We start from the raw sequence: 22425 nt of genomic DNA, 5'->3' as shown, positions 1-22425 counted from the left end.
AACTAATTGAAGTTCTAACATTTAAATCTTTAATCATTATGGCTATTATAGACCACAAAGGCAAAATTAGGGGCATTGCAGGCTCCGTCATTTTTCGAGGCTACCGCAAAAAACAAATCGTGCAGGGAAAGCCCAAAGCATATCCATTAACTGCCGCTAGTATTACCAGTTCTTCTGAGTTTGGACTGATCAGTTCGGCTGCTTCTGCTATCCGCAAGGCTTTTCTTCCAGCATACCGCTATTACGATGGGCCGGCTGTAGGTCGTGTGACTTCTGCAGTATCAAAATGTGTCCGTGGAGCTGCCGGAACAGTAGCAGGGGAACGCGATTTGCATGACGGAGAACTGAGCCACCTGAACGGACTGGAGTTTAACTTAAACAATCCCTTATCTGCTGTACTGCTGGTTAAACCGCAGGTAGAGCGGGATATAGAAGGTGTGGTGCGCGTTCTGATGCCAGCAATGAACTTGTCAAAAGACCTGAAAATCCCTCAATCCATCAAAGGTAAAACCTACCGCGTCAAAGTACGCTTCCTGCTGACAGGTTTCAATTTCAGGGAGAATTATTATGAGTATATTGATAACCAAGAGATTTCTTATCAAAGAGATGAAAAGACCGAAGCACAGACTATTGAAATGAGAGGAACAGTTCCTTCGGGCTGTATATTAGTTCTGAGTATGTCCCTAAGTTTTTACAGTTTCAGTGATATGGATCAGGAGCTGGTGCTGTTAAATAGTGTGGAATGCAGCCCCTGCGCCATAATTGGCAGTTGGAAGGATACAAGAGTCATTCCATTGGGACAAGAGACGTCTGAGGGACCAGCAGACACAGCACTTCGAACTAGCATGAATTATACCGGCAACCGGCTTCTAGCCGATCTTCCTAACAAGATTGTTCAACAGGCAAGAAGCGCAACATACCCCAGACAAGTCCTATTTAAGCAAACATCGGATAAGTCTATAACCCATGCATTAATTCGCAACGAAAAGGATGACGTTGGAATTGTAGCAGGGAAAAGAGTCATGTTTTGAATCTAATTTGGAAAAGTAAATAAGCGAAAATTTTCCTCATTTAATGGATCCGTGTAGAAATTGGGCTTGCTGGTAGATGATACAAAGGAATACGTTTCAAGGGAATCCTATTTTGGTGTAGAACGGGATTAAGGTTCCTATCATCAATATCAATCAGGATAAGTGTAACTAAAAAGACTGGTTTACGTAATAAAAAACAACATGAAAAGTATATAGACCCAGTTGTATTAAATGTCCACGACTCCTTTTAAATCTGACATTATATTCTTTAAAAGATCATTCGCTTCCAGGCTTTTATATAGCTATATCTTGTTTTTTTTTATTTTTATCCTGTCTTCAAATGCTGTTTTCGCGGAAGGGAGTAAGGAATTGAATGCAAATGGAGGAGACAGGGCTTATCTATCAGATTTGAATGGTTCTTTCTTTTGGACTCAGGGTTTAGTACGGGTATATGTAAATAAAGATGAAACTATATATCTTGGGTCAAGTGCTAAGGGTGTATATGGGGGAAAGATTGTTCTTATTTCCCCCAGTGGTGTTTATTCTATTACAACAGATTCCCCTGATAATACTGGTTTTATAGCAAATCGCAATCAGGAAATAAATGGTCCTCTACCTGGTTCAGGTGGCTATATCCCATTTACACATAAAGCTGAAGAAGGAGGAGTGTGGTCGGTTTTTTTTATTGGTTCAACAAGTAGTATAGCTAACCCTAATATTCCGGTTGCTTCAAGTAGCAACTGGCCGGTTACTAAGAATCCTGGTGCAGGCAATCAAGGCGATAATTCCGGGGGTGTTGCCGCTTTTGATGTTTCTGTCTCTGCTCTAGCCAATGCTTCAGTAAGCAGCAATTTTATTAAAGGAAGAGCCTATATGAATGTGTTTTCAGGAAAACTTTGGGAATTCTATGGTACATTCAATGGAATATTTCAGGTATTAACCAATGATGGGTATACTTATAAAGTGCAAGCAAATGGCATGGCGGGACATGGTTTCACTTTTTTTTCAAACAATAAAGGATATAGAAATACGGATGGTACTGCCCGTTATCAAAGTGAAAATTCTACCGAAATTGGAAATCTACATGACCCGCGCATGATGGATGATTTTTCTACAGTAGATATTACCCATAAGCTATTCTTTAATATTCCTGCATCAGATCTTCCTTCTGATGCTCCGATAAGGTCCAATAATGGGAATCCCACAGATCCGGGAACAAGCGGTACAACCTGGCTAAAGACGGTACCTATGTTACCCGAAATAAGGGATTTTAAATTCATAGGTCTAGAAGGAACAGCCAATGTAGCTGGAACACTTCCTTTAGGTGGGTTTATAGGTTTTAAGTCGAACCAGGGAGGAACTTATACTGTTAATATTGATATTGATAATAACGGGACAGATGCAGGAGATGTTACTTTAACGGGATATGCAAAAGGGGACACTAATTTGGTTTTCTGGAATGGGAAGGATGGTTCCGGTAATAAAGTGCCCAATGGAACAATTAATGCATCGTCAATAAAAGTATCTTTAAAAGCAGGGGAAGTGCACTTTCCTCTTATAGACGTGGAGAATAATCCAGGTGGCATTTCTATTACGCGAACTCAAGATACCAGTTCTATAGTTTATTGGAACGATACAAACATTAGTAGAAATGGTAATGAATCGTCTCCCATCGTTCAGCTAGAAGGGCGGTACAGTTTAAATAATGGACACAAATGGGGTTCAACTAGCTATAATTATAATAATTTCGGAAATAATGCAGGACTTGACACATGGGCATACCTTTTAAGTAATACGATATCTTCTGGTAATTCTATAAAGCTTCAGGAAGCAGATCTGCAGGTGCTTAGTTTGAAATCAGATAAACTAACGCCTACCTATTGCTTAGGGGAAACCATTACTTACACCATTGAATATAAAAATGGCGGACCGGCAGATGTAACCGGGGCTAAAGTAGCGTTCAACTTCCCGCCTGAATTAACTGTACAATCAGTAAATTATCCACCCTCTCCCGGAGTTTCTGTGTCGGCAGAGTCCCAAACTGCCTCTAGTGCTACAGCTCTGGTCAATATGGTCAATCAGTCGATCCTTACTGTTAAAATAACGGCTGTTGTGAATAAAAAGCCAGCTGTAGGCAATTTAAATGTAATCGCAAGTATATTACGTCCTGCAGATGTCAATGATCCGGATGCTACTAATAGTGATAAGTTGCCGCCTACCAATCCGGAAGAAGAATGTAATTCAGGTACTTCCGTATGTAATAACATTAAACCGCATTCTGCCACTATAGTTTCCAGCAATATTTCTATTGCTAATGCTTCTGTAGATGAAGGAAGTGCTGTTGGAAGTAATCAGGACATGATCTTTAAAGTATCCTTGTCAGAAGCTAATTCAAATTGTTCTGTTTCAGTTGATTATACGATTGTAAATGATCCTGTTTTAGACAAAGACTTTGCATCAACACTTGTTAAAACCGGTACATTAATATTTGCGCCAGGAGAGATAAGTAGAACTATTACGGTCCCGGTTATACAGGATAAAATGGTTGAGGGCAATGAAGTATTCAATGTTGTACTTTCAAAACCAATTGGCGGGCAAATACCTGTTGATAAAGCTACAGCTACAGGAACTATTCGGAACGATGATTTCATTACCACAATTGCGATCTCGGGGATAGATGGATCGGAAGGAGTTCGGGATGGAAGTTTTACATTTAGCTTGCCTGAAGGAATGACTTTTGACGAAGATCTGGTTATTCCGTTTACGCTTGGAACCGGGAGCGGTACTGCCATTGGCAATGGAATTGATTATACACCATCGCAAAACAGCAGCATTACCATTCTGGCGGGACAGAATAGTATTACGCTAGATCTTGCCATAATTAATGATGGCCTGACTGAAGGAACTGAAACTGTAACAATTACTATTGGTCAGATAGTGAATAACTATGGCTATGGAATAATTGTACCGGATACCCCCATACCTGAAGTAACTATTACAGATGATGATAAATCTACTCTAACAATCAGCAGTCCAATAATTTTAGAAGGAGATAGCGGAACTCAAGAGCTTACCTTTAATGTTAGCCTTGATAAACCTACAGGCAGTGGTTTTAATCTGAATTTTATTACCAGCGATGGTACAACAGCTTTAGCAGGAGAGGATTATGTTGCACAATCAGGTGCGATCCCCTTTGCGGGTACAGCTGGGGAGGTTCAGAAGATTGTAATTCTGGTGAACGGTGATCAGAAAATAGAAAAAAATGAAGCGTTTTCTGTTTTATTAAGTGGTTTGACCGATACTTTTGACGGGCATTTAACATATTCTCCCAGCGGAACAGGAACCATTCAGGATAACGATAATACACCAAACAACAAAAAGATAACCATCACAACAACCGATGGTGCGGAACAGGGCCAGGTACCAGGTGTTTTTACTTTTAGTTTCCCTGTAGGGGTAAGTGCCGACCAGCCAACTACGATTAACTTTGGGTTGGGCGGAGATGCCAGTGCAGCTGACTATACCGGGGCAACTCGTACATCTGTTACTATAATGGCAGGCGAGAATAGCGGAACGGTAAGCCTTGATGTGTTGGATGATACAATTTTAGAAGAGGCTGAATTGGTGATCGTAAATGCAGGATCGGTGACTAACAGCGGTTTTCAAACGATCCAGGTAGCTAATTCGCCACAGGCACTGAATATCATAGACAATGATTTTGCCAACATCATCATGAGTAATGCCAGAGCCGTTGAAGGTAATAACGGGACGGTGGATCTTATCTTTGATGTAAAGCTTGACAAACCTACTGGCAGTAGTTTTACCATAGGATTTAACACAGCAGATAGTACTGCCCTGGCAGGTGAAGATTATATCGCACAAAGCAATACCCTGACTTTTAGAGGTGTGGCAGAAACTCAGCAGGTTAGAATAAAAGTAAAAGGAGATCAAAAAATTGAAGCCAATGAAACCTTGACTTTAAACATGATGACTCCTTCTAAAACATTCGACGGGCACTTAACAGTAAATAATTCTCCTGCAACAGGAATTATTGAAGATGACGATAATACAGCGGCTAATAAAACAATTACGATCAGTAAGACCAATGGCTATGAAAAGGAAGGTCCTAATGCCACCTTTATATTCAGTTTTCCTACGGGGATAACTGCTGATTCGGATACTGAGATCTCTTATACACTGGCAGGCACAGCTACAGGGGAGGGTGTTGATTACACAGGACCAATTTCTGGGACGATTGTTATACGGGCAGGAGATAATAATGCTACTCTTGAACTCCCTTTAGTTGATGATTTCATCCTGGAGGGGAATGAAACAGTGGTTATAACCGTTAATACTATAACGAGTACAAATCCGGTTTACACTAACTTTACGCAAAGTAGTACTTCAGAATACACACTTAATATTATAGATAACGACAATACCATATTACTTAGTAGTCCGCCGACAATTACTGAGGGTGACAGCGGAATCACTTATGTCACGTTTAGTGTAACGCTGGACATACAAACCAGCGGGCTTTTTTCAATAAAGTTTAAGACAAATGATGGTACAGCAACAAAAGATGAAGATTACGAAGCAAAAATAGATACTCTGAGTTTTTCAGGAAATAAAGGAGAGGTAAAGTACATTTCTATACCCATTATTGGCGACTTGAAGATTGAAGCTAATGAAACATTTATTGCAACCTTATATGAACTTGACAATGACTTCGGAGGTAATCTGCATGTTAGTCCGCCGGTTACAATGACCATTATAGATGATGACAATGTTCCGGATAAAAAATTGATCAGCATCTCGAAAACTGATGGTAGTGAAGACGGAACACCAGGGATTTTCACTTTAAGTTTCCCTCCGGAAGTGACTTCAGATCAGCCCACGACTATATCATATACATTTACTGGAACCGCCATTGGAGGGGGAAGGGATTATACAGATCCGCAACAAGGAACGATCATTATTCCTGCCGATTCCAATTATGTTCAGGTTAAGCTAAATATTGTAGATGACTTCATTATAGAAGGTCCCGAAACGGTGACCATGACCATCACTTCGGTGAAAAGCTTAAGTTATGCAGCCATGGCAGCAGGTAATTCTCCGCATTCTCTTGCTATTTTGGATAATGATAATACCGCGGCCAATAACCTGATTACATTAAGCAATGTAAGAGATGGTGGAGAGGGTGGGAATGACCCACAGTTTAAAGTCAGCTTTCCCTCTTCAAAAACTGCTTCAGTACCTACCGAAATTCATTATACGATGAGTGGTACTGCGGCAAACGGACTGGATTACATTCCTTTAACAGGTACAGTGGTCATCCCTGAGAATCAGAATTCCGCATTTATTACTTTAAATGTAATTAATGATAAGGTGATTGAACCTCAAGAGGTTGCGGGTATGACATTAACTAGCGCGACAAATACAATATCTACGCTGACAGTAGGCCCCGGACTGGTAAGTGCCACTATTGATGATGATGACAATATCGCCATTAACACGATCGTCACACTAGTTAATGAAAATGACGGATCAGAACCTGGAAGCAATGCTCAGTTTAAAGTAAGCTTTCCTTCTGGAGTTACCACATCAGTAGATACAAAGGTGTTGTATAATAACACAGGGGGAACGGCATTAGAGGGGGCGGACTATAAAACATTAAGTGGAGAGTTGACCATTCCAGCGGGAGCAAATTATGCGTATATCGACATTCAGGTCATTGACGACAAGATCATTGAAAATCTTGAAAGTGTAAAACTGAAACTCAGTTCAGCAACCAATACTGTTTCCGCTCCTATATTGACAGTGTCGCCCAGTATTGAGGTGAGCGCTACTATTACGGATGATGACAATACAGCAGGCAACAATAAAATCACTGTAAGCTGGATTGCCGATGGAAAGGAACCAGGTGAAAATGGACAGCTTCTTTTGAGTTACCCTGTCGGTATCAGTAGTTCGGAAGACACTAAGGTAACGTATACCATTGGAGGTACTGCGGCTGCTGGATCTGATTACGAGGCATTAACAGGTATAGCAACGATTTCTGCAAACACGAACTCCAGATTAGTTGATATTGCTGTAATTGATGATAAGATCATTGAAGCTACTGAAACGGTTAATCTGGCTTTAACAGCCGCAGACAATATGAGTTTTAACCCTGTAGTGGATCCTACGATGCAGCGGGTTAACCTCAGTGATGATGATAATGCCGAAGCCAATAACAGGATTATACTTAAGTGGACGAAAGACGGCTCAGAACCAGGTACTCCAGCTGGGTTTACGGTTGGGTTTCCTGATGGATATACTTGTTCAAAAGCTACTACGATAAATTATACAATAGGTGGGACTGCTACTCCATTTCTGGACTATACTGCTTTGAGCGGTATTGTCATCATTCCAGCATACACCAATTTCGTACCGATTGATGTAAATGTGCTTGATGACCGAATTATTGAAGGTAGAGAGACTATAGCTTTAACATTAAAGACGGCCGATAATAGTATTATATCGAAACTTTCCATGTTTCCTGTTACAGCTGTAAGTGCTTATATTGAAGATGAAGATGACGATATTCCGGCAAATAACAGCATCACGCTAAGTAAAACAGATGGTGGGGAACCGGGAACAAATGCCCGTTTTACAGTAAAGTACCCAATTGGTTTCAGCAGTTCAAAAGAGACGACAATAAATTATACAACAAGAGGAACAGCATTAGCAGGAACAGACTACACTGCATTAAGCGGCACGGTGATCATTCCGGCAAATACCACTTCGGCCGATATTGAGATAGGGGTAATTGATGACCGGATTATTGAGCCTACAGAAAACGTTAAGTTGACTTTAACCGCAGCTAACAATGGTGTTTCTGTACTAACATGGTCACCCTCCGCAGGGTTGAGCGCGGACATTGCAGATGATGATAATAACTTAATCAATAATACGATTACCTTAAGGAAAATAGCTAATGGATCCGAGACGGGCGTGGATGCACAGTTTCAGATCAGTTTTCCGGATGGTTATACCAGTTCTGTAGCAACCACAGTAAACTATGTGATTGGTGGAACAGCTGTAGCAGGAATTGATTATACGGCTTTAAACGGTTTAATTAGTATTCCTGCTAATAGTAATGGGGCTATTATTAATGTAAAAGTGGTAAATGATCAGATCATTGAGCCTACTGAAACCGTGGAGCTTAGGTTAACAAGTGCAAGCAATTCTATTTCCACATTTGCAATAGAGCCTAAAACAGCTGCTGTAATTGCGGATATTATTGACGATGATAATGTCACTGCTAACAAATACATCTTTTTAAAATGTATAAAAAACGGTGTAGAAGGAGGAATAAATCCACAGTTTGAACTGAGCTTTCCGCCTGGCTACAGCAGTTCTAAACCTACTACTGTAAAATATAAAGTGCTGAGCACTGCGGTTAGTGCTACTCCTGAAATTGATTACACAGTACCGACAGGTGTAGTGCTGATTGAGGCTAACGCAAACTCGGCTCTGATTGATATTTCGTTACTTAATGATAGGATCATTGAACCGACAGAAACGATAGAAATAGTTTTATTCGATGCGAATAATAGCATAGCTCCCGATTTAATCACACAGCCTGAAGCTGTTAGTGCAGAAATCAGTGATGACGATAACCTTGCCGCCAATACAGTTATTACATTAAGCAAAGTAGCTGATGGCTCAGAACCTGATACTCCGGTTGTATATAAGGTCAGTTTTCCGGAAGATTATACCAGTGCAGTAGCTACTACGGTACGCTATAAGGTTAGCGGGGGAACGGCATTACAAGGAGTAGATTATACTACTTTAAGCGGAGAGGCGATTATTCCTGCCAACAGCGGATCAGCTGAGATTCCTGTAGTGGTGCTTGATGACCGGATCATTGAAAGTATGGAAACGGTGAAACTTACTTTAACTGAAGCAGCAAACGGCATATCTCCGCTAATGGCGGTAGGATTAGCGGCAATAAGTTCTAATATTACGGATGACGATTCAGGCGAAATTACGATCATTAAAACCAATGGTGTGGAAGGTGGTCCTGATGGAAGTTTTGTATTTAGTTTTCCATCAGGAGTAACATCGGACAAAACGACTAATATTACTTATACATTAGGTGGCACGGCAACAGAAACAGGTCCGGATCATGACTATGTACCCTCTTTTTCCGGAGGCTTGATTACTATTCCTGCCAATACAGAAAGTGCTGCGCTGGTCCTGGATGTGTATGATGATGAGTTAGTAGAAGATAACGAAACGATAACAATCACTAACATAGTAACAGGAAGCAGTTTTATTACCCTGAATCCTTCAATACCTGTGATAACGATTGCCGATAATGATGAAGCAAATTTGACCCTAAGTGGTCCTGTTACATTAAGGGAGGGTGACAATGGAACTGTGAGTGCTGATTTTGAAGTCGTGCTGGATAAAGGCACGAAAAGTAGTTTTAATATTCAATATGCTACTGCGGATGGTACCGCACAGGCGGGTGATAATGATTATGTTTCCAATTCGGGAATCCTTCCCTTTACCGGTAAAGCAGGGGAAAGTTGGCCGATCCATCTATTAATCAATGGGGATAAAAAGATTGAAAGGGACGAGGCATTCAATGTATTACTTAGCGGATTGAGTGCGAATTTCAATAACCGCTTAACCATTTCGGAAACAGGAAGAACGGTTAAAATTGATAACGATGATTCAGGAACAATTGTAGTGATTTCTAAAGATGGATCTGAAGGAGGATCTGATGCAAGTTTCACATTTGGATTCAGCGATCCTGAAAAAACCGCTGATGTACCGGTTACAATTAGTTACGGACTTATTGGCACAGCATTAAGTACCGGATCTGATTATGATTATACAGCCAGTCCTGCTGCTGGCATCATTACACTTCCAGCCAATACTAAAAGTGTAAAGCTAGATCTGGCTGTTCTTGACGACCAGGTTTTAGAAGGTACAGAAACAGTTATTCTGGCCATGAATCCTGCCGGACTTCCGTATGGAATTACAGTAGACCCCTCAGCGAAAACTGCCAATATTGCAGATAACGATGAAGCAATGTTGACCGTAAGCAATGGACAAGTAATAGAGGGAGATAGCGGAATGCAAACTATGATCTTTACAGTAAAGCTAGACAAGGCAACCGCAAAGCCGTTTACATTAAGCTATGCGACATTTGAGGGAACTGCGATTGAAGATGATGATTATGTGGGAAGAACAGATACGTTGAGTTTTAAAGGTACAGCTAATGAAACCCAAACGATCAGCATCCAGGTGAAAGGGGATCAGAAAATAGAAAAGGATGAGACTTTTACGGTGACTCCCGGAACACTTTCTGAAAACTTCAATGGCTTGTTACGTATTTCATCTTCCGCAGCAGTAGGCACGATCATAGACAACGACAATACTACTATTATGTTAAGTAAGGTTTTGGATGGTGATGAACCGCTAACAAATGCCCGTTTTAAAGTAAGCTACATTAATTCCGGTGTTACCAGTACTGAACCCATAGATGTTTTATATACTATTAAAGGAACTGCAGGCAATGGTGTTGATTATACTGCATTAAGCGGAAATGCAATTATTCCTGCAGGAGCAAGTGAGGCTTTTATTGACGTAGAGGTGACTGATGATATGCTGGTGGAGCCAATAGAAACTGTAACCTTAACTTTAACGGGTGCAAGCAGTGTCAATTTTACCTTGCCTGTTCAGGCTTTACCGGTAACTGCGACAATTAGTGATAATGACCGGGTGGTATTAACAGTTAGTAACCCTACAATAAAGGAAGGAAACAGCGGAACAACTATTGTCGCATTTAATGTAATCTTAAGCACAGATACTCCGGGCGGTTTTCAGGTTAAGTATAATACGACAGATGGAACAGCTACTGTTGCGGGTAATGATTATAGCCCTGTCAGCGGAACATTGAATTTTAAGGGAATGGCGGGGGAAACGCAGTCCATTAATGTTTTCGTAAAAGGAGACCAAATGATTGAGCGGAATGAAACATTTAACATGCTCTTAGAATTATCGGATACTTTTGACGGTCGTTTAACAGTCAGTGAATCGCCTGCTATAGGGACGATCCTGGATGACGATGATATTCCCGCGAACAAAATAATCACGTTCACAACGACAGATGGGGCGGAAGGGGCTTATGATGGCAGTATTACTTTGAGTTTTCCTTCAGGCGTAACTACTGATTCGCCTACTACAATACAATTTATATCAGGAGGTACAGCACTTGGAAATCAGGATTATATTGTGCTGTATTTGAGTCCCGCAATTATACCTGCGGGAATAACCAGCACTTCTGTGCAAATACCTGTTATGGATGATGCCATAATCGAAGGTACAGAAACACTGCAGATAATATCAGGAGTAGTAAATAATGAACGATATACGGGCATTACAGTTCAAACACCCGAGCCTGTAATGCACATTTTTGACAACGACTATGGGGTACTGACGGTTAGCAGTCCTGCAGTAAAAGAGGGAGATAATGGTGGTACCTTAATGATATTTGAGGTAAAATTAAGTACCGCTACAGGAACCGGTTTTACAGTAGATTATACAACGGAAGATGGGACCGCTACTCTGGATAATAGAGATTATAACTTTGTTAACGGAACTTTAGTTTTCAATGGAACTGCGGGCGAAACTAAGACTATTTCGGTATGGGTTAGTGGGGATCTCTCTTTAGAGGATAATGAAACCTTCCGCTTAGTATTGAGTGGTTTGTCTGAAATACCCGGAGCTGCATTAAAGATTAGTGAATGGCCTGGTGTAGGATTGATCTTAAATGATGATATTCCGCCAGTAGCTGTGGATGATTTAAAAACTACAGAAGAGGATGTGCCCATAACTTTTAGTGTGACATCCAATGATGCTGATGTGGATGGAACATTAGATCCGCAAAGTTTAGTTGTCATTACCGGCCCTGTTCAAGGAACACTGCTTTTAAACCCGGATGGGACATTTACTTATACACCTAAAGCCGATTATAATGGAAAGGACAGCTTTACTTATAAGATAAGGGATAATAACGGTATGGAGTCCAATGAGGCAAAAGTAATCCTTATAATTACATCGGTTAACGATGCTCCTGTAGCGCAGGATGATCTTTTTTATGTATTGAAAAATGGCAGTCTTAAGGCAACTGTAAAACGTAATGATTCTGATCCTGATGGAGATCAGTTGAATTTCAATGTAATGACGTCTCCGGAAAAGGGAAAACTTTCTTCTTTTAATCTTGTGGATGGTTCATTTACTTATATACCAGATAATGACTTTGCAGGTATAGATCATTTCAGTTATAAGGCTTGTGATGCACCTGGTTTATGTGCTACTGCTGAAGTTACGATTTATGTTCAGCCGAAAGTTACTGTTAACCTGACACCCAGTGCGGATACGATAAATGAAGGTGAGATTACTCGTGTTACTGCTGAAATTACAGAGCCTTTATTTCAGGACATTGAAATTATCCTTTCTTATAGCGGGTCTGCTGAACAAGATCAGGATTATGTACTGGAAGGAGACTTTTTAAGGATGGTTATTCCGGCAGGTAAGACCAGCACGACAAAACAACTTGTTATCAAAAGCGCGAAGGATTTTCTAAAGGAAGGTGATGAAGTTGTACAAGTACGAGCACAGGATGCTAATCCCTCTCAATTTGTCATGATAGGTACAGGTTCTGATATACTTATTAAGGACTTTTATCCTGAAGATCAGGAAATTAATAGTAATGCTAATGGCGATATCAATCCAGATCCATTGGCATCACCTAATGGAGATGGAATAGGAAATGAGAATTTTGTTATACATAATATAGATCGGTACCCGGAAAATGAAGTGATAATCTTCAATCGATGGGGAAATGCAGTTTATCGTATGAAAGGATATAACAACAGGGATAGAGCTTTTGCTGGTGTGGCAAATACAGGGCTTTTAGTGAACAGTAATACGAATCTTGTGGATGGGGTCTACTTCTACATTATTCATACAAAAGATAGTATGGGGATTTTAAAAGTGAACAAAGGCTATGTCATTATTAAGCGTTAAAAATGGTGGTTTTCGGAATTGTAAATAATTAGGTATGAGGAGGATTGTCTTATTTTCTGTTTGTTTATGGTGCTCATTTTCTGGATATAGCCAGCAAAAGGCATTGTTTTCGCAGTATATGTTTAATACGTTGGCAATAAATCCGGCTTATCCGTGTGTTGATGAATCATTAACCATTACTGCACTTTCACGCCATCAATGGGTTGGTTTCAAAGGGGCTCCAAAAACGCAAACTATATCTATTCATACACCAATTAAGGAGTCAAATACATTTGTAGGTGCTCTTCTGATTAATGATCAAATAGGAGAAGTTTTAAAAGAGACTGGTGGCTATTTGACAATAGCACAAAGAGTGGCTGTTGGAGAAACATCATACCTTTCAGTGGGTTTTAGTGGAGGAGCAAGCAGCTTCAGATCCGGATATTCCGAGGTTTATCCCTATAGTCCGGAGTCTGTAAATGATCCGGTTTTTGCCGATGCCAATAGCATAAGAGGTAATTTCGGGATAGGGGTGATGCTTTTTTCTAAGACCTATTATGTGGGGTTATCTTCCCCACAATTTTACCAACGGGATTTCACATCTTACAATAAAGAAACAACTAGTAAATCGCATTATTTAGCGCAGGCTGGCGTACTACTTCCTTTGGGATATGATTTCAAGCTAAAACCAAATGTTTTAATTAAATATGTGAATGGTTCTCCCATTCAGATTGATTTGAATGCCAATTTATTAATAAAAGAAACATTATGGCTAGGGGCTTCTTATCGTTCAGCCGATTCATTTAACGGCATTGTTTCTGTATTCATTACACCGGATATTCAACTAGGGTACTCCTACGATTTTGCGAATACTGAAATGGCAAAGGCTCATTCAGGATCTCATGAGATTATGCTCAAATTTAAGTTCGTTGTTAAGGGAAGAGATCATTATGCTTGTTATTTTTGAGTTTTTGTGGAGTTATTTCAATGGCGAGGGTTTATCCATTAAGTACGCGGCTAACTGTCTGATTTTATTGCTGATTCTTCATGATTCGGCAAACAGATAATTACTGAAATTGTATCCTTATATTCGTTTAATCAATTATCTAATGTCATGGAAATAAATAACAAGTATTCAAGACGGAGGTTTATAAGAACCTTAACTTATGGAACTGGAGTTTTGGCTTTATCTCCTCAACTGGCTTCGCTCGCTTCCTGTTTTCCCCGTACGCCAAACAAAAAATTAGGGGTTGCATTGGTAGGTTTGGGTGGATATAGCTCGGGACAATTGGCTCCGGCACTTCTGGAAACAAAAAACTGTTACCTGGCAGGGATTGTAACAGGCACCCCTTCGAAGGCGGAAAGCTGGTCGAAGAAGTATAATATTCCAGAGAAGAACATTTACAACTATTCGAACTTTGATACAATTGCCCAAAATCCAGATATTGACATTGTATATGTGGTGCTTCCGGTTTCTATGCATAAGGAATTTACGATCAGGGCGGCTAAGGCAGGGAAACATGTGATATGTGAAAAGCCAATGGCTTTGAATGCGGGCGAATGCAAGGAAATGATTGCGGCGTGTAATCAGGCGAACCGAATGCTTTCTATTGGATATCGGCTGCACTTTGAACCGCATACTTTAGAAGTTATGCGTCTTGGGAAGGAGAAGCCTTATGGAAAGATCACTTCTATTGATACCGCAAACGGATTTACTTATCGGGGAGATCCAAATTCTTGGCGTTTAAAAAAGGCACTTTCCGGTGGTGGGGCATTAATGGATATGGGTATTTATTCGATTCAGGGATCCAGGTATGCAACGGGTTTGGAGCCATTGTTTGTAACGGCAACTGAAGAGAAGACAAATCCTGAGCTTTTTAAGGAAGTGGATGAAACAATAAATTATAAATTGGAATATCCTGGCGGTATTGTCGCGAATGGTAAGTCGAGCTATAATGAAAATGTTGGTTTTTTGAAAATTCATGCAGAAAAGGGGGATTACGGATTGGAGCCGGCATTTGGTTATGGAGGGATTCAGGGAGAGACGCCTGAAGGGGCTATGGATTTTCCGCAAATCAATCAGCAGGCTTTTCAAATGGACGATTTTGCACTGTGTGTGAGTAATAAAAAGAAGACCAGGGTGCCGGGAGAAGAGGGGTTAAGGGATATGCAAATTATAGATGCAATTTATAGGAGTATCGCTTCCGGGAATAGGGAAAAGATTGTGTGAGATCTTTTTAGAACTCATTCTGAAAACTTTAATGGAAATTCAATAAAAAGCATTTGTCTAACCACAGATGCTTTTTATTATTGCCTAAAATTAGATATTATAAAAATTAATTGTAAATTAGACATTTAAGAGAGCATTTATGTTTGCTTTTGTAATAACCAATTACACCTGAATTTTTTTAAAGTTTGTCTAATCTAACCTAATAGGCCGTAAAATGTATACTGAATTCTCCTCTGATGCTGAATTGTTACTATATATTAAACAGGATGAAAGATCAGCTTTTGATCTGTTGTTTAAAAGGTATTGGGAGCGGCTTTTTATATATCTTGTTAAAGCCATACAGAATGAGGATGATGCATTGGATATCTTACAGGATATTTTTATATCTATCTGGATTCGCAGGAGGCAAATACCTGAAATGGAATCATTGGCTCCCTATTTATTTGCTGCGGTTCATTTTAAGGGCTATACCTATATAAATAACCGAACAAAAAAGAACAGGTTTCAATGTGACTTTGTGAAGTTTGCTCAGGTCGGCTATGCAACAGTTGAAGAAGACCACGACGCAAAAGAGCTTAATTGTTTCCTTCAAAAAGAAATTAATGATTTGCCCAAAAAGATGAAGCAAGTATTTGTTTTAAGCCGGGATGAGAACCTTTCTCATAAAGAAATCTCCGAGCGGCTGCATATATCTGATAAAACAGTTAAAAAACAGATTTATAAAGCTTTAAAACAGTTGCGCCTTAGAATTAAAGAAGAACATATATTTACTCATTTTCTGCTACTATTCCTATTGTTCTGCGGGAGCGGGTTTTTAGATTGATCTTTTCTTTTGATTTGGATGTAAAATTATTTATTTGATAATCAAGTAGTTAAAAATTTTTTACTTTTTCGGATACTACCAGTCCATCTAAGCCTGGATATAGATTAAGATGAACGAAAAAGAACTGTCTCTTCTTTTGAATAAACATGAAAAAAATCAATGTACTCCGGAGGAAAAGAAGTCTTTGGAGATATGGTTTAAAAGTCTGTCAGAGAATGGTGACTGGAAAGGTTCTGATCATGAAATTCGTCGGTTAGAAAATAAATTAAGTGTTGGAATAAATAATGGAATTAACAAAGCGGAAAGTAATCTACAGGCTTGGCGATTTCTTAAGATAGCTGCAATTTTTATTATTGCTTTAAGTGCTTCTTTTTTAATCTATTTCAAGAGGGACAATATTATAGATTTATTAGATCCTGTACGGTATGCTGAGGTTAATGTTCCCCTGGGAAGAAAAGCGAAAGTAATTTTAAGTGACGGAACAAAGGTTTTTCTTAATTCAGGTACCCGGTTCAAATACCCTACAGTTTTCAACAGAAATAAAAGAGAGGTCATTCTAATGGAAGGTGAAGCACTTTTTGATGTGGCTCATAATAAGGACAAACCATTTCTTGTCCATGCGGGAGAAACATGCACACAAGTTTTGGGAACGATGTTCAATGTTAAATCTTATAAAAAACTTGCGTCTATTGAAGTGACCGTGCAAAGGGGAAAGGTTTCTGTGAAGGGATCGAAAGTTACAAATGAATTAGCTATGCTTACTCCGGGACAACAAGCTGTTTACAATCGGAAAAGCGGAGAAATTAAAAAACTGTCATTGAACACGTTGGATGGAGTTTCATGGATGGAAGGGAAACTTTATTTTGATGATGACTGCCTTGATGATGTGGCTTTTATGTTACAGAACAAGTATGATGTACATATCTTATTCGCCGATATAGGAATAAAAAAACTTCGCCTTAAAGCAAGTTTTACTGCTAATGATTCTTTAAAGGAAATTCTGTTTGCAATCGCAAAAGTTAACAAACTAACTTACTCAATGAAAGGAAAGGAGATCTGTTTCAGAAACAGGAAATAACTGGTATAAACTAAAACCCAAACATATGTATGAACAAAAAAAACCGGCAGGATCTGCAAATCATGCCGGTGAAAATGTTAAAAATCAGTGATTTATTGCTGACCCTATTTTCTGGACTAACTAACTAAATTATTAACCAAAAAACATTCAAAGGTATGAAAAAATATACCCGATACTATTTTCCTATCATTCTTAAAGTATTGAGAATAAGCTTTCAATTTATATTTTTACTCCTCATCAGTACCCAGGTGCTGATGGCAGACAATTCATCTGGTCAAACTCTAAATGAAGTACGGATTGATCTAAAAGTCAAGAATAAATCTCTTAAAGACGTATTAAGTTATTTGGAAAAGAAAAGTGGTTATCGGTTTGTGTATAATACACAGTCAATAGCTTCATACACAAATATTTCTTTTACGGCATCCGATAAACCATTGGTGACAGTATTGAATGAAATTTTCAGCAATACTAAGCTTAGCTATCTGGAGCAAAACAATAAAATAATTGTGTTCGAAAAAGATGAACAAACTGAAATTTTAAAGGAGACATCTATTGGCAATGTAATACAGGATATGGTAGTACGGGGGAAAGTTGTCTCCAGAGCAGGTGAACCATTGGCAGGCGTAAGTATAAAGGTAAAGAATGGTTCAACGGGGGGATCTACTAATTCGCAGGGACAGTATTCGATATCCTTGAATGATGGATCACAGACGCTACTGTTTTCTTATCTGGGCTTTGAAACGCAGGAAGTGCTTGTGCGGAATAGAACAACTGTTGATGTCACGATGATTGAAAATATTAAGAATTTGGAAGAGGTTGTTGTTATTGGGTATGGAACACAAAGACGAGCCGATGTAACCAGTGCCGTTACTACAGTTAAAGCCGAGAATTTTGTAAAAGGTCCGGTACAGGATGCCGGTCAACTGTTACAAGGTAAGGTAGCAGGCTTGTCTGTTGGCTCTCCAAGTGGTAACCCAACAGGGAGTACACAGATCTTACTACGAGGAAACACGACTTTGTTTGGTGCAAACTCAAATCCTTTGGTTCTGATTGACGGTATCCCTGGAGATCTGAAAACGGTTGCTCCTGAAGACATTGAATCAATAGATGTACTGAAGGATGGTTCTGCTGCCGCCATTTATGGAGTAAGGGGATCCAATGGTGTGATCATTATTACAACGAAAAGAGCTAAAGGAATCTTTACGAATAATGTAGATTATAGTGGTTATACCAGCACACAGGTCATAGCTAATAAACTGGATTTACTTACTGCACAAGATTATCGCGACCAGATTGCTGCGGGTACAAGAGGAGCTGAATGGGATTCAGGTAATAATACCGATTGGTTAAAGGAGGTGACTCGTCAGCCGCTTTCACAGGTTCATAATTTAACCATCAGGGGAGGGAATAGTACCACAAATTATTTAGCTTCCGGAAACTATCGTGCATTGCAGGGTATTTTCAGGAAAAGTGATAATACTACCTTCACCGGAAGGATTGATGTAAACCATAGTATTTGGAATGATAAGTTAAAATTTAACATTGGAATTCTGAATCAAACAAACAATTATCTACGGAACTATAATGGAAACAGCTTTAGGGGCGACAGTTTCAATGGCTGGATCTACAGGCAGACAGTCATCAGGAATCCTACAGAGGCCGTGTACAAGGAGGACGGTGACTTCTATGAAAATGTAGGGAATTTTGATTATGAAAACCCAATGGCTCTTCTATATGAAAGTGATGGGGAATCAAAAAACGTAAACTCCAGGATGAATGGAACAATTACCTACAGGCCTATTAGTGATTTAAAGGTGTCAGCCCTTTTTTCCTATTCGAGATACAATTCAAACAATGGGTACTCCGAAACTAAAAAGCATATCTCTACCATTAAAAGTAGTTTGAATGGCTTCGCTTCAGTAGGCTCAGACTTAAGTATTGATCGTTTAGCGGAACTAACGGCTGAGTATTCCAAATCTATTAAAGATCATCGTTTTGTGCTTTTAGGCGGTTACGGTTATCAGGAAAATCTTTCAACCAGTATGTATTCCCAAAATCAGGATTTTCCATCTGATCTATTCGGATATAACAATATAGGCTTGGGTGAGGGGATCAAGGATAGTAAAGCTGTAATAAGTAGTAATAAATCGGAAACTAACCTGATTAGCTTTTTTGGTAGAGTGAACTATAGTTATAAAGATAAATACTTGTTGCTGGCGAGTTTAAGACATGAGGGCGCCAGTCAACTATATGGTTCAAATAGTCCTTGGGGTAGTTTTTGGGCCGTTTCTGGTGGCTGGAGAGTAACCAATGAAAACTTTATGAAAAATCAGACCTTATTTGATGATATAAAACTTCGTGCTGGTTATGGAATAACAGGTAATCCTCCATTGGCAGGTTTTCTTAGTCAGCCACTATTAGGTTACGGCAACTACGTGTATTCAAATGGCAAGTGGATAAGAATATTAGGGCCGGCCACAAATGCGAATCCTTTTATCAGGTGGGAGGAAAAACATGAGGCAAATATTGGACTTGATTTTAGTATACTAAGGGGAAGAATCAGCGGTAATATAGATGTATACAATCGGCAGATCAAAGACTTGCTTTACAATTATCAGGTTCCAAGTCCACCCAACTTATATAACGAAACTCAGGCTAACGTAGGCAAGATGGAGAATAAAGGCCTGGAAGTTATGCTCAACTTTGTTCCGGTAAAAAAGAAGGATTTTATCTGGAATACAAGTTTTAATTTTTCCACAAATACGAACAAACTAGTTAGTCTGTCAAATGATCTTTATCAAACTACAACTAACTATTTCACAACAGGGTTTGCGGGGATACCCATACAAACCTTTACCAATATAGTGTTTATTGGTAAGAGTATTGGTGATTTTTATGGCTATAAAGTGATCGATATTGATGACAATGGAAAATGGATCTATGAAGGTAGAGATGGGGAACCTGTTGCCTATGATCAGCTTGCTCACAGCTTTGAAGATAAGAAGGTAATTGGCAATGGACTTCCAAAGTATTATGCCGGTTGGAATAATAACTTTTCATACAAGGCATTTGATTTGAGCATAACGATGAGAGGAGCGTTCGATTATCAGATTATCAATTCACAAAGAATGTACATGGAAAATCCAGCTGTAGAGAACTATAATATACTTAAATCAGCTTATGAACCTGTATTCGGAAAAACAGTCCTGGATGTTCCGGCACTTGAATTCAACAGTTACTATGTTGAGAATGGAGATTTTTGGAAGGTGGATAACATTACTTTGGGATACAACTTTAATAACATCAAATCCAATTATATAAAAGGAGCCCGGATCTATGTGTCTTCTTTAAATACACTTACCATCACGAAGTATAGCGGTTTGGATCCTGAAGTAAACAGAATAGGACTGAATCCAGGATTAGATGATCGGGATAAATACCCTACTACCCGCACCTTTACGTTGGGCGTTAATCTGAATTTTTAATAATTGAAAGCATGATTATGAAAAACTTAAAAAACAAATATCTGGTTATCTCAATTTTTGTTTCGATACTAACCATAGCCTCCTGTACGAAATTAAAAGATGATCCATATACAACTATTATATCCACTAAGTTCAATCCTACTTCTGATGATCTGTCGGCATTAGTAGGTGCAGGATATTCACAGTGGCGTTTTATCTTGCTGGACTGGAACGGGTTATGGCGGGCTCAGGAAATAACAGGAGATCAGCTTGTTATACCTAAAAGGCCATGGGGCTGGTTTGATGACGGCGTATATCAAAGGCTTCACAAGCATACCTGGACAACAGATGATGAAATCGTTAGAAATACCTGGAGCAGGACCTATGCAGGTATCACAAATTGCAATCGGATTATTTATCAGATAGAGTCAAATCTTATTCCGGTTACAGAGGGAAAGGAAGCTACCCTTGCTGAGTTAAAGGTACTTCGTGCATCCTACTATGCTGTTTTATGTGACTTTTTCGGCAATGTTCCGATTGTTACGCAGTTTGACCTGCCACAGGGCTTCTTGCCTGAACAGAATTCCCGTCTGGAAGTATATAATTTTATTGTTAAGGAAATTATAGATAATATTCCGCTGTTAAGTTCTGAAAATAACCTGGCTACTTATGGAAAATTTAATAAGTGGGCAGCGTATACGCTGCTGGCAAAAATGTACCTTAACGCAGGTGTGTATACCGGAACTCCTAAATGGACCGAATGTATAGATGCTTGTAATGCTGTAATTAATTCAGGTGCAGGATATATTCTGGAAACAAATCAGAAGAGTGTATTTATTACTGAAAACCAGAACTCAAAGGAAATCATCTTTGCTTTACCAATGGATGAGGATTATACCGATAACTGGAATGCATTTGACCTCCACATGCAAACCTTACAGCAAGAGAATCAGGCTACTTATAATCTTCTGAATACACCATGGGGTGGTATGTGCGCAATACCTCAATTTATCAACACATTCGATCAAACCGATGCGAGGTACCAGAATAACTGGATTAAAGGGCAGCAGTATACATCAACAGGTACGAAGCTATATGTAGCTCAGGGCGACTTTACAGGTAAGCCATTGATCTTTGTTAATGAATTACCCGGACTAGAGAAAGGAGAGTCTGTACATGGCTTGCGCTTAAATAAGTTTGAAATAGCAATGGGAGCAACGAATAGGTTGAGTAATGACTATCCTATCTATCGGTACGCTGGTGTACTGATGATGAAGGCTGAATGTCTTCTTCGGGATGGTCAGCCGGATGCAGCTGCAACTATCGTTACTCAGGTGAGACAACGGGACTTTAATTCTAACCCTGCAAAGGCAGTTGTTACTGGAACGCAATTGCAACAAGGTAGCTCTTATCTGTATGGGCTTCAGGATCAAGTGAATAATCAGTTTACAACCGAGGGTGGAGCAGATATTCAATATGGCAGATTTCTGGATGAATTGGGATGGGAATTCGATCAAGAGGGACATAGGCGTACTGATATGATTCGTTTTGGTGCTTTTACAAAGAAATCGTGGCTTTCCCATACGGCTACTAACAATGTAAATAAAATATTATTCCCGATACCAAGAACAGAAATAGAAAAAAACAATAATCTGGTGCAGAATCCCGGTTATTAATATTGTCAGATGATTTATAAACATCAGGATTGATTTAATGCTTCGGTCCTGATG

8 protein-coding genes are annotated in these 22425 nt (G+C 39.4%); all 8 read left to right on the top strand.

Translation table 11 applies throughout. The annotated features are described in order from the left end of the window. Positions 1-38 precede the first annotated feature (38 nt). The gene (locus BFL47_RS02870) at positions 39-1031 is read left to right on the top strand and encodes a hypothetical protein (RefSeq protein WP_069658289.1); all 993 of its coding nucleotides are present in this window, start codon (positions 39-41) and stop codon (positions 1029-1031) included. 231 nt (positions 1032-1262) lie between these two features. Then, positions 1263-13121 (top strand): Calx-beta domain-containing protein, encoded by an 11859-nt coding sequence (locus tag BFL47_RS19500; protein WP_069658288.1) that lies wholly within the window; start codon positions 1263-1265, stop codon positions 13119-13121. Between the two features lie 34 nt (positions 13122-13155). After that, a complete protein-coding gene (locus tag BFL47_RS02860) occupies positions 13156-14067 on the top strand; it encodes a PorP/SprF family type IX secretion system membrane protein (protein ID WP_069658287.1) in 912 nt (303 codons plus the stop codon). A gap of 147 nt (positions 14068-14214) precedes the next feature. Further along, on the top strand, positions 14215-15330 hold the full coding sequence (locus tag BFL47_RS02855; protein WP_069658286.1) for a Gfo/Idh/MocA family protein: 1116 nt from the start codon (positions 14215-14217) through the stop codon (positions 15328-15330). 214 nt (positions 15331-15544) lie between these two features. Further along, positions 15545-16153 (top strand): RNA polymerase sigma factor, encoded by a 609-nt coding sequence (locus BFL47_RS02850; protein WP_069658285.1) that lies wholly within the window; start codon positions 15545-15547, stop codon positions 16151-16153. A 109-nt stretch (positions 16154-16262) separates the two neighbouring features. Then, positions 16263-17231: a FecR family protein gene (locus BFL47_RS02845; protein WP_069658284.1), complete on the top strand. Its 969-nt coding sequence runs from the start codon at positions 16263-16265 to the stop codon at positions 17229-17231. Positions 17232-17386: 155 nt separating this feature from the next. Next, positions 17387-20716, top strand: a complete 3330-nt coding sequence (locus BFL47_RS02840; protein ID WP_069658283.1) for a SusC/RagA family TonB-linked outer membrane protein — start codon at positions 17387-17389, stop codon at positions 20714-20716. Between the two features lie 17 nt (positions 20717-20733). Continuing rightward, positions 20734-22371, top strand: a complete 1638-nt coding sequence (locus BFL47_RS02835; protein WP_069658350.1) for a RagB/SusD family nutrient uptake outer membrane protein — start codon at positions 20734-20736, stop codon at positions 22369-22371. The last annotated feature ends 54 nt before the right edge of the window (positions 22372-22425 follow it).

The sequence above is a fragment of the Arcticibacter eurypsychrophilus genome (assembly GCF_001730525.1).
In the GTDB taxonomy this organism is placed as follows: Bacteria; Bacteroidota; Bacteroidia; order Sphingobacteriales; family Sphingobacteriaceae; genus Arcticibacter; species Arcticibacter eurypsychrophilus.
The sequence above is the reverse complement of the archived record's forward strand: the minus strand, read 5'-3'. Positions and strand labels throughout refer to the sequence as shown.

Excerpts from the sequence above, each read along its gene's own strand:
- BFL47_RS02870 (WP_069658289.1), top strand. The coding sequence starts at position 39 with ATGGCTATTATAGACCACAAAGGCAAAATTAGGGGCATTGCAGGCTCC.
- BFL47_RS19500 (WP_069658288.1), top strand. The coding sequence starts at position 1,263 with ATGTCCACGACTCCTTTTAAATCTGACATTATATTCTTTAAAAGATCA.
- BFL47_RS02860 (WP_069658287.1), top strand. The coding sequence starts at position 13,156 with ATGAGGAGGATTGTCTTATTTTCTGTTTGTTTATGGTGCTCATTTTCT.
- BFL47_RS02855 (WP_069658286.1), top strand. The coding sequence starts at position 14,215 with ATGGAAATAAATAACAAGTATTCAAGACGGAGGTTTATAAGAACCTTA.
- BFL47_RS02850 (WP_069658285.1), top strand. The coding sequence starts at position 15,545 with ATGTATACTGAATTCTCCTCTGATGCTGAATTGTTACTATATATTAAA.
- BFL47_RS02845 (WP_069658284.1), top strand. The coding sequence starts at position 16,263 with ATGAACGAAAAAGAACTGTCTCTTCTTTTGAATAAACATGAAAAAAAT.
- BFL47_RS02840 (WP_069658283.1), top strand. The coding sequence starts at position 17,387 with ATGAAAAAATATACCCGATACTATTTTCCTATCATTCTTAAAGTATTG.
- BFL47_RS02835 (WP_069658350.1), top strand. The coding sequence starts at position 20,734 with ATGAAAAACTTAAAAAACAAATATCTGGTTATCTCAATTTTTGTTTCG.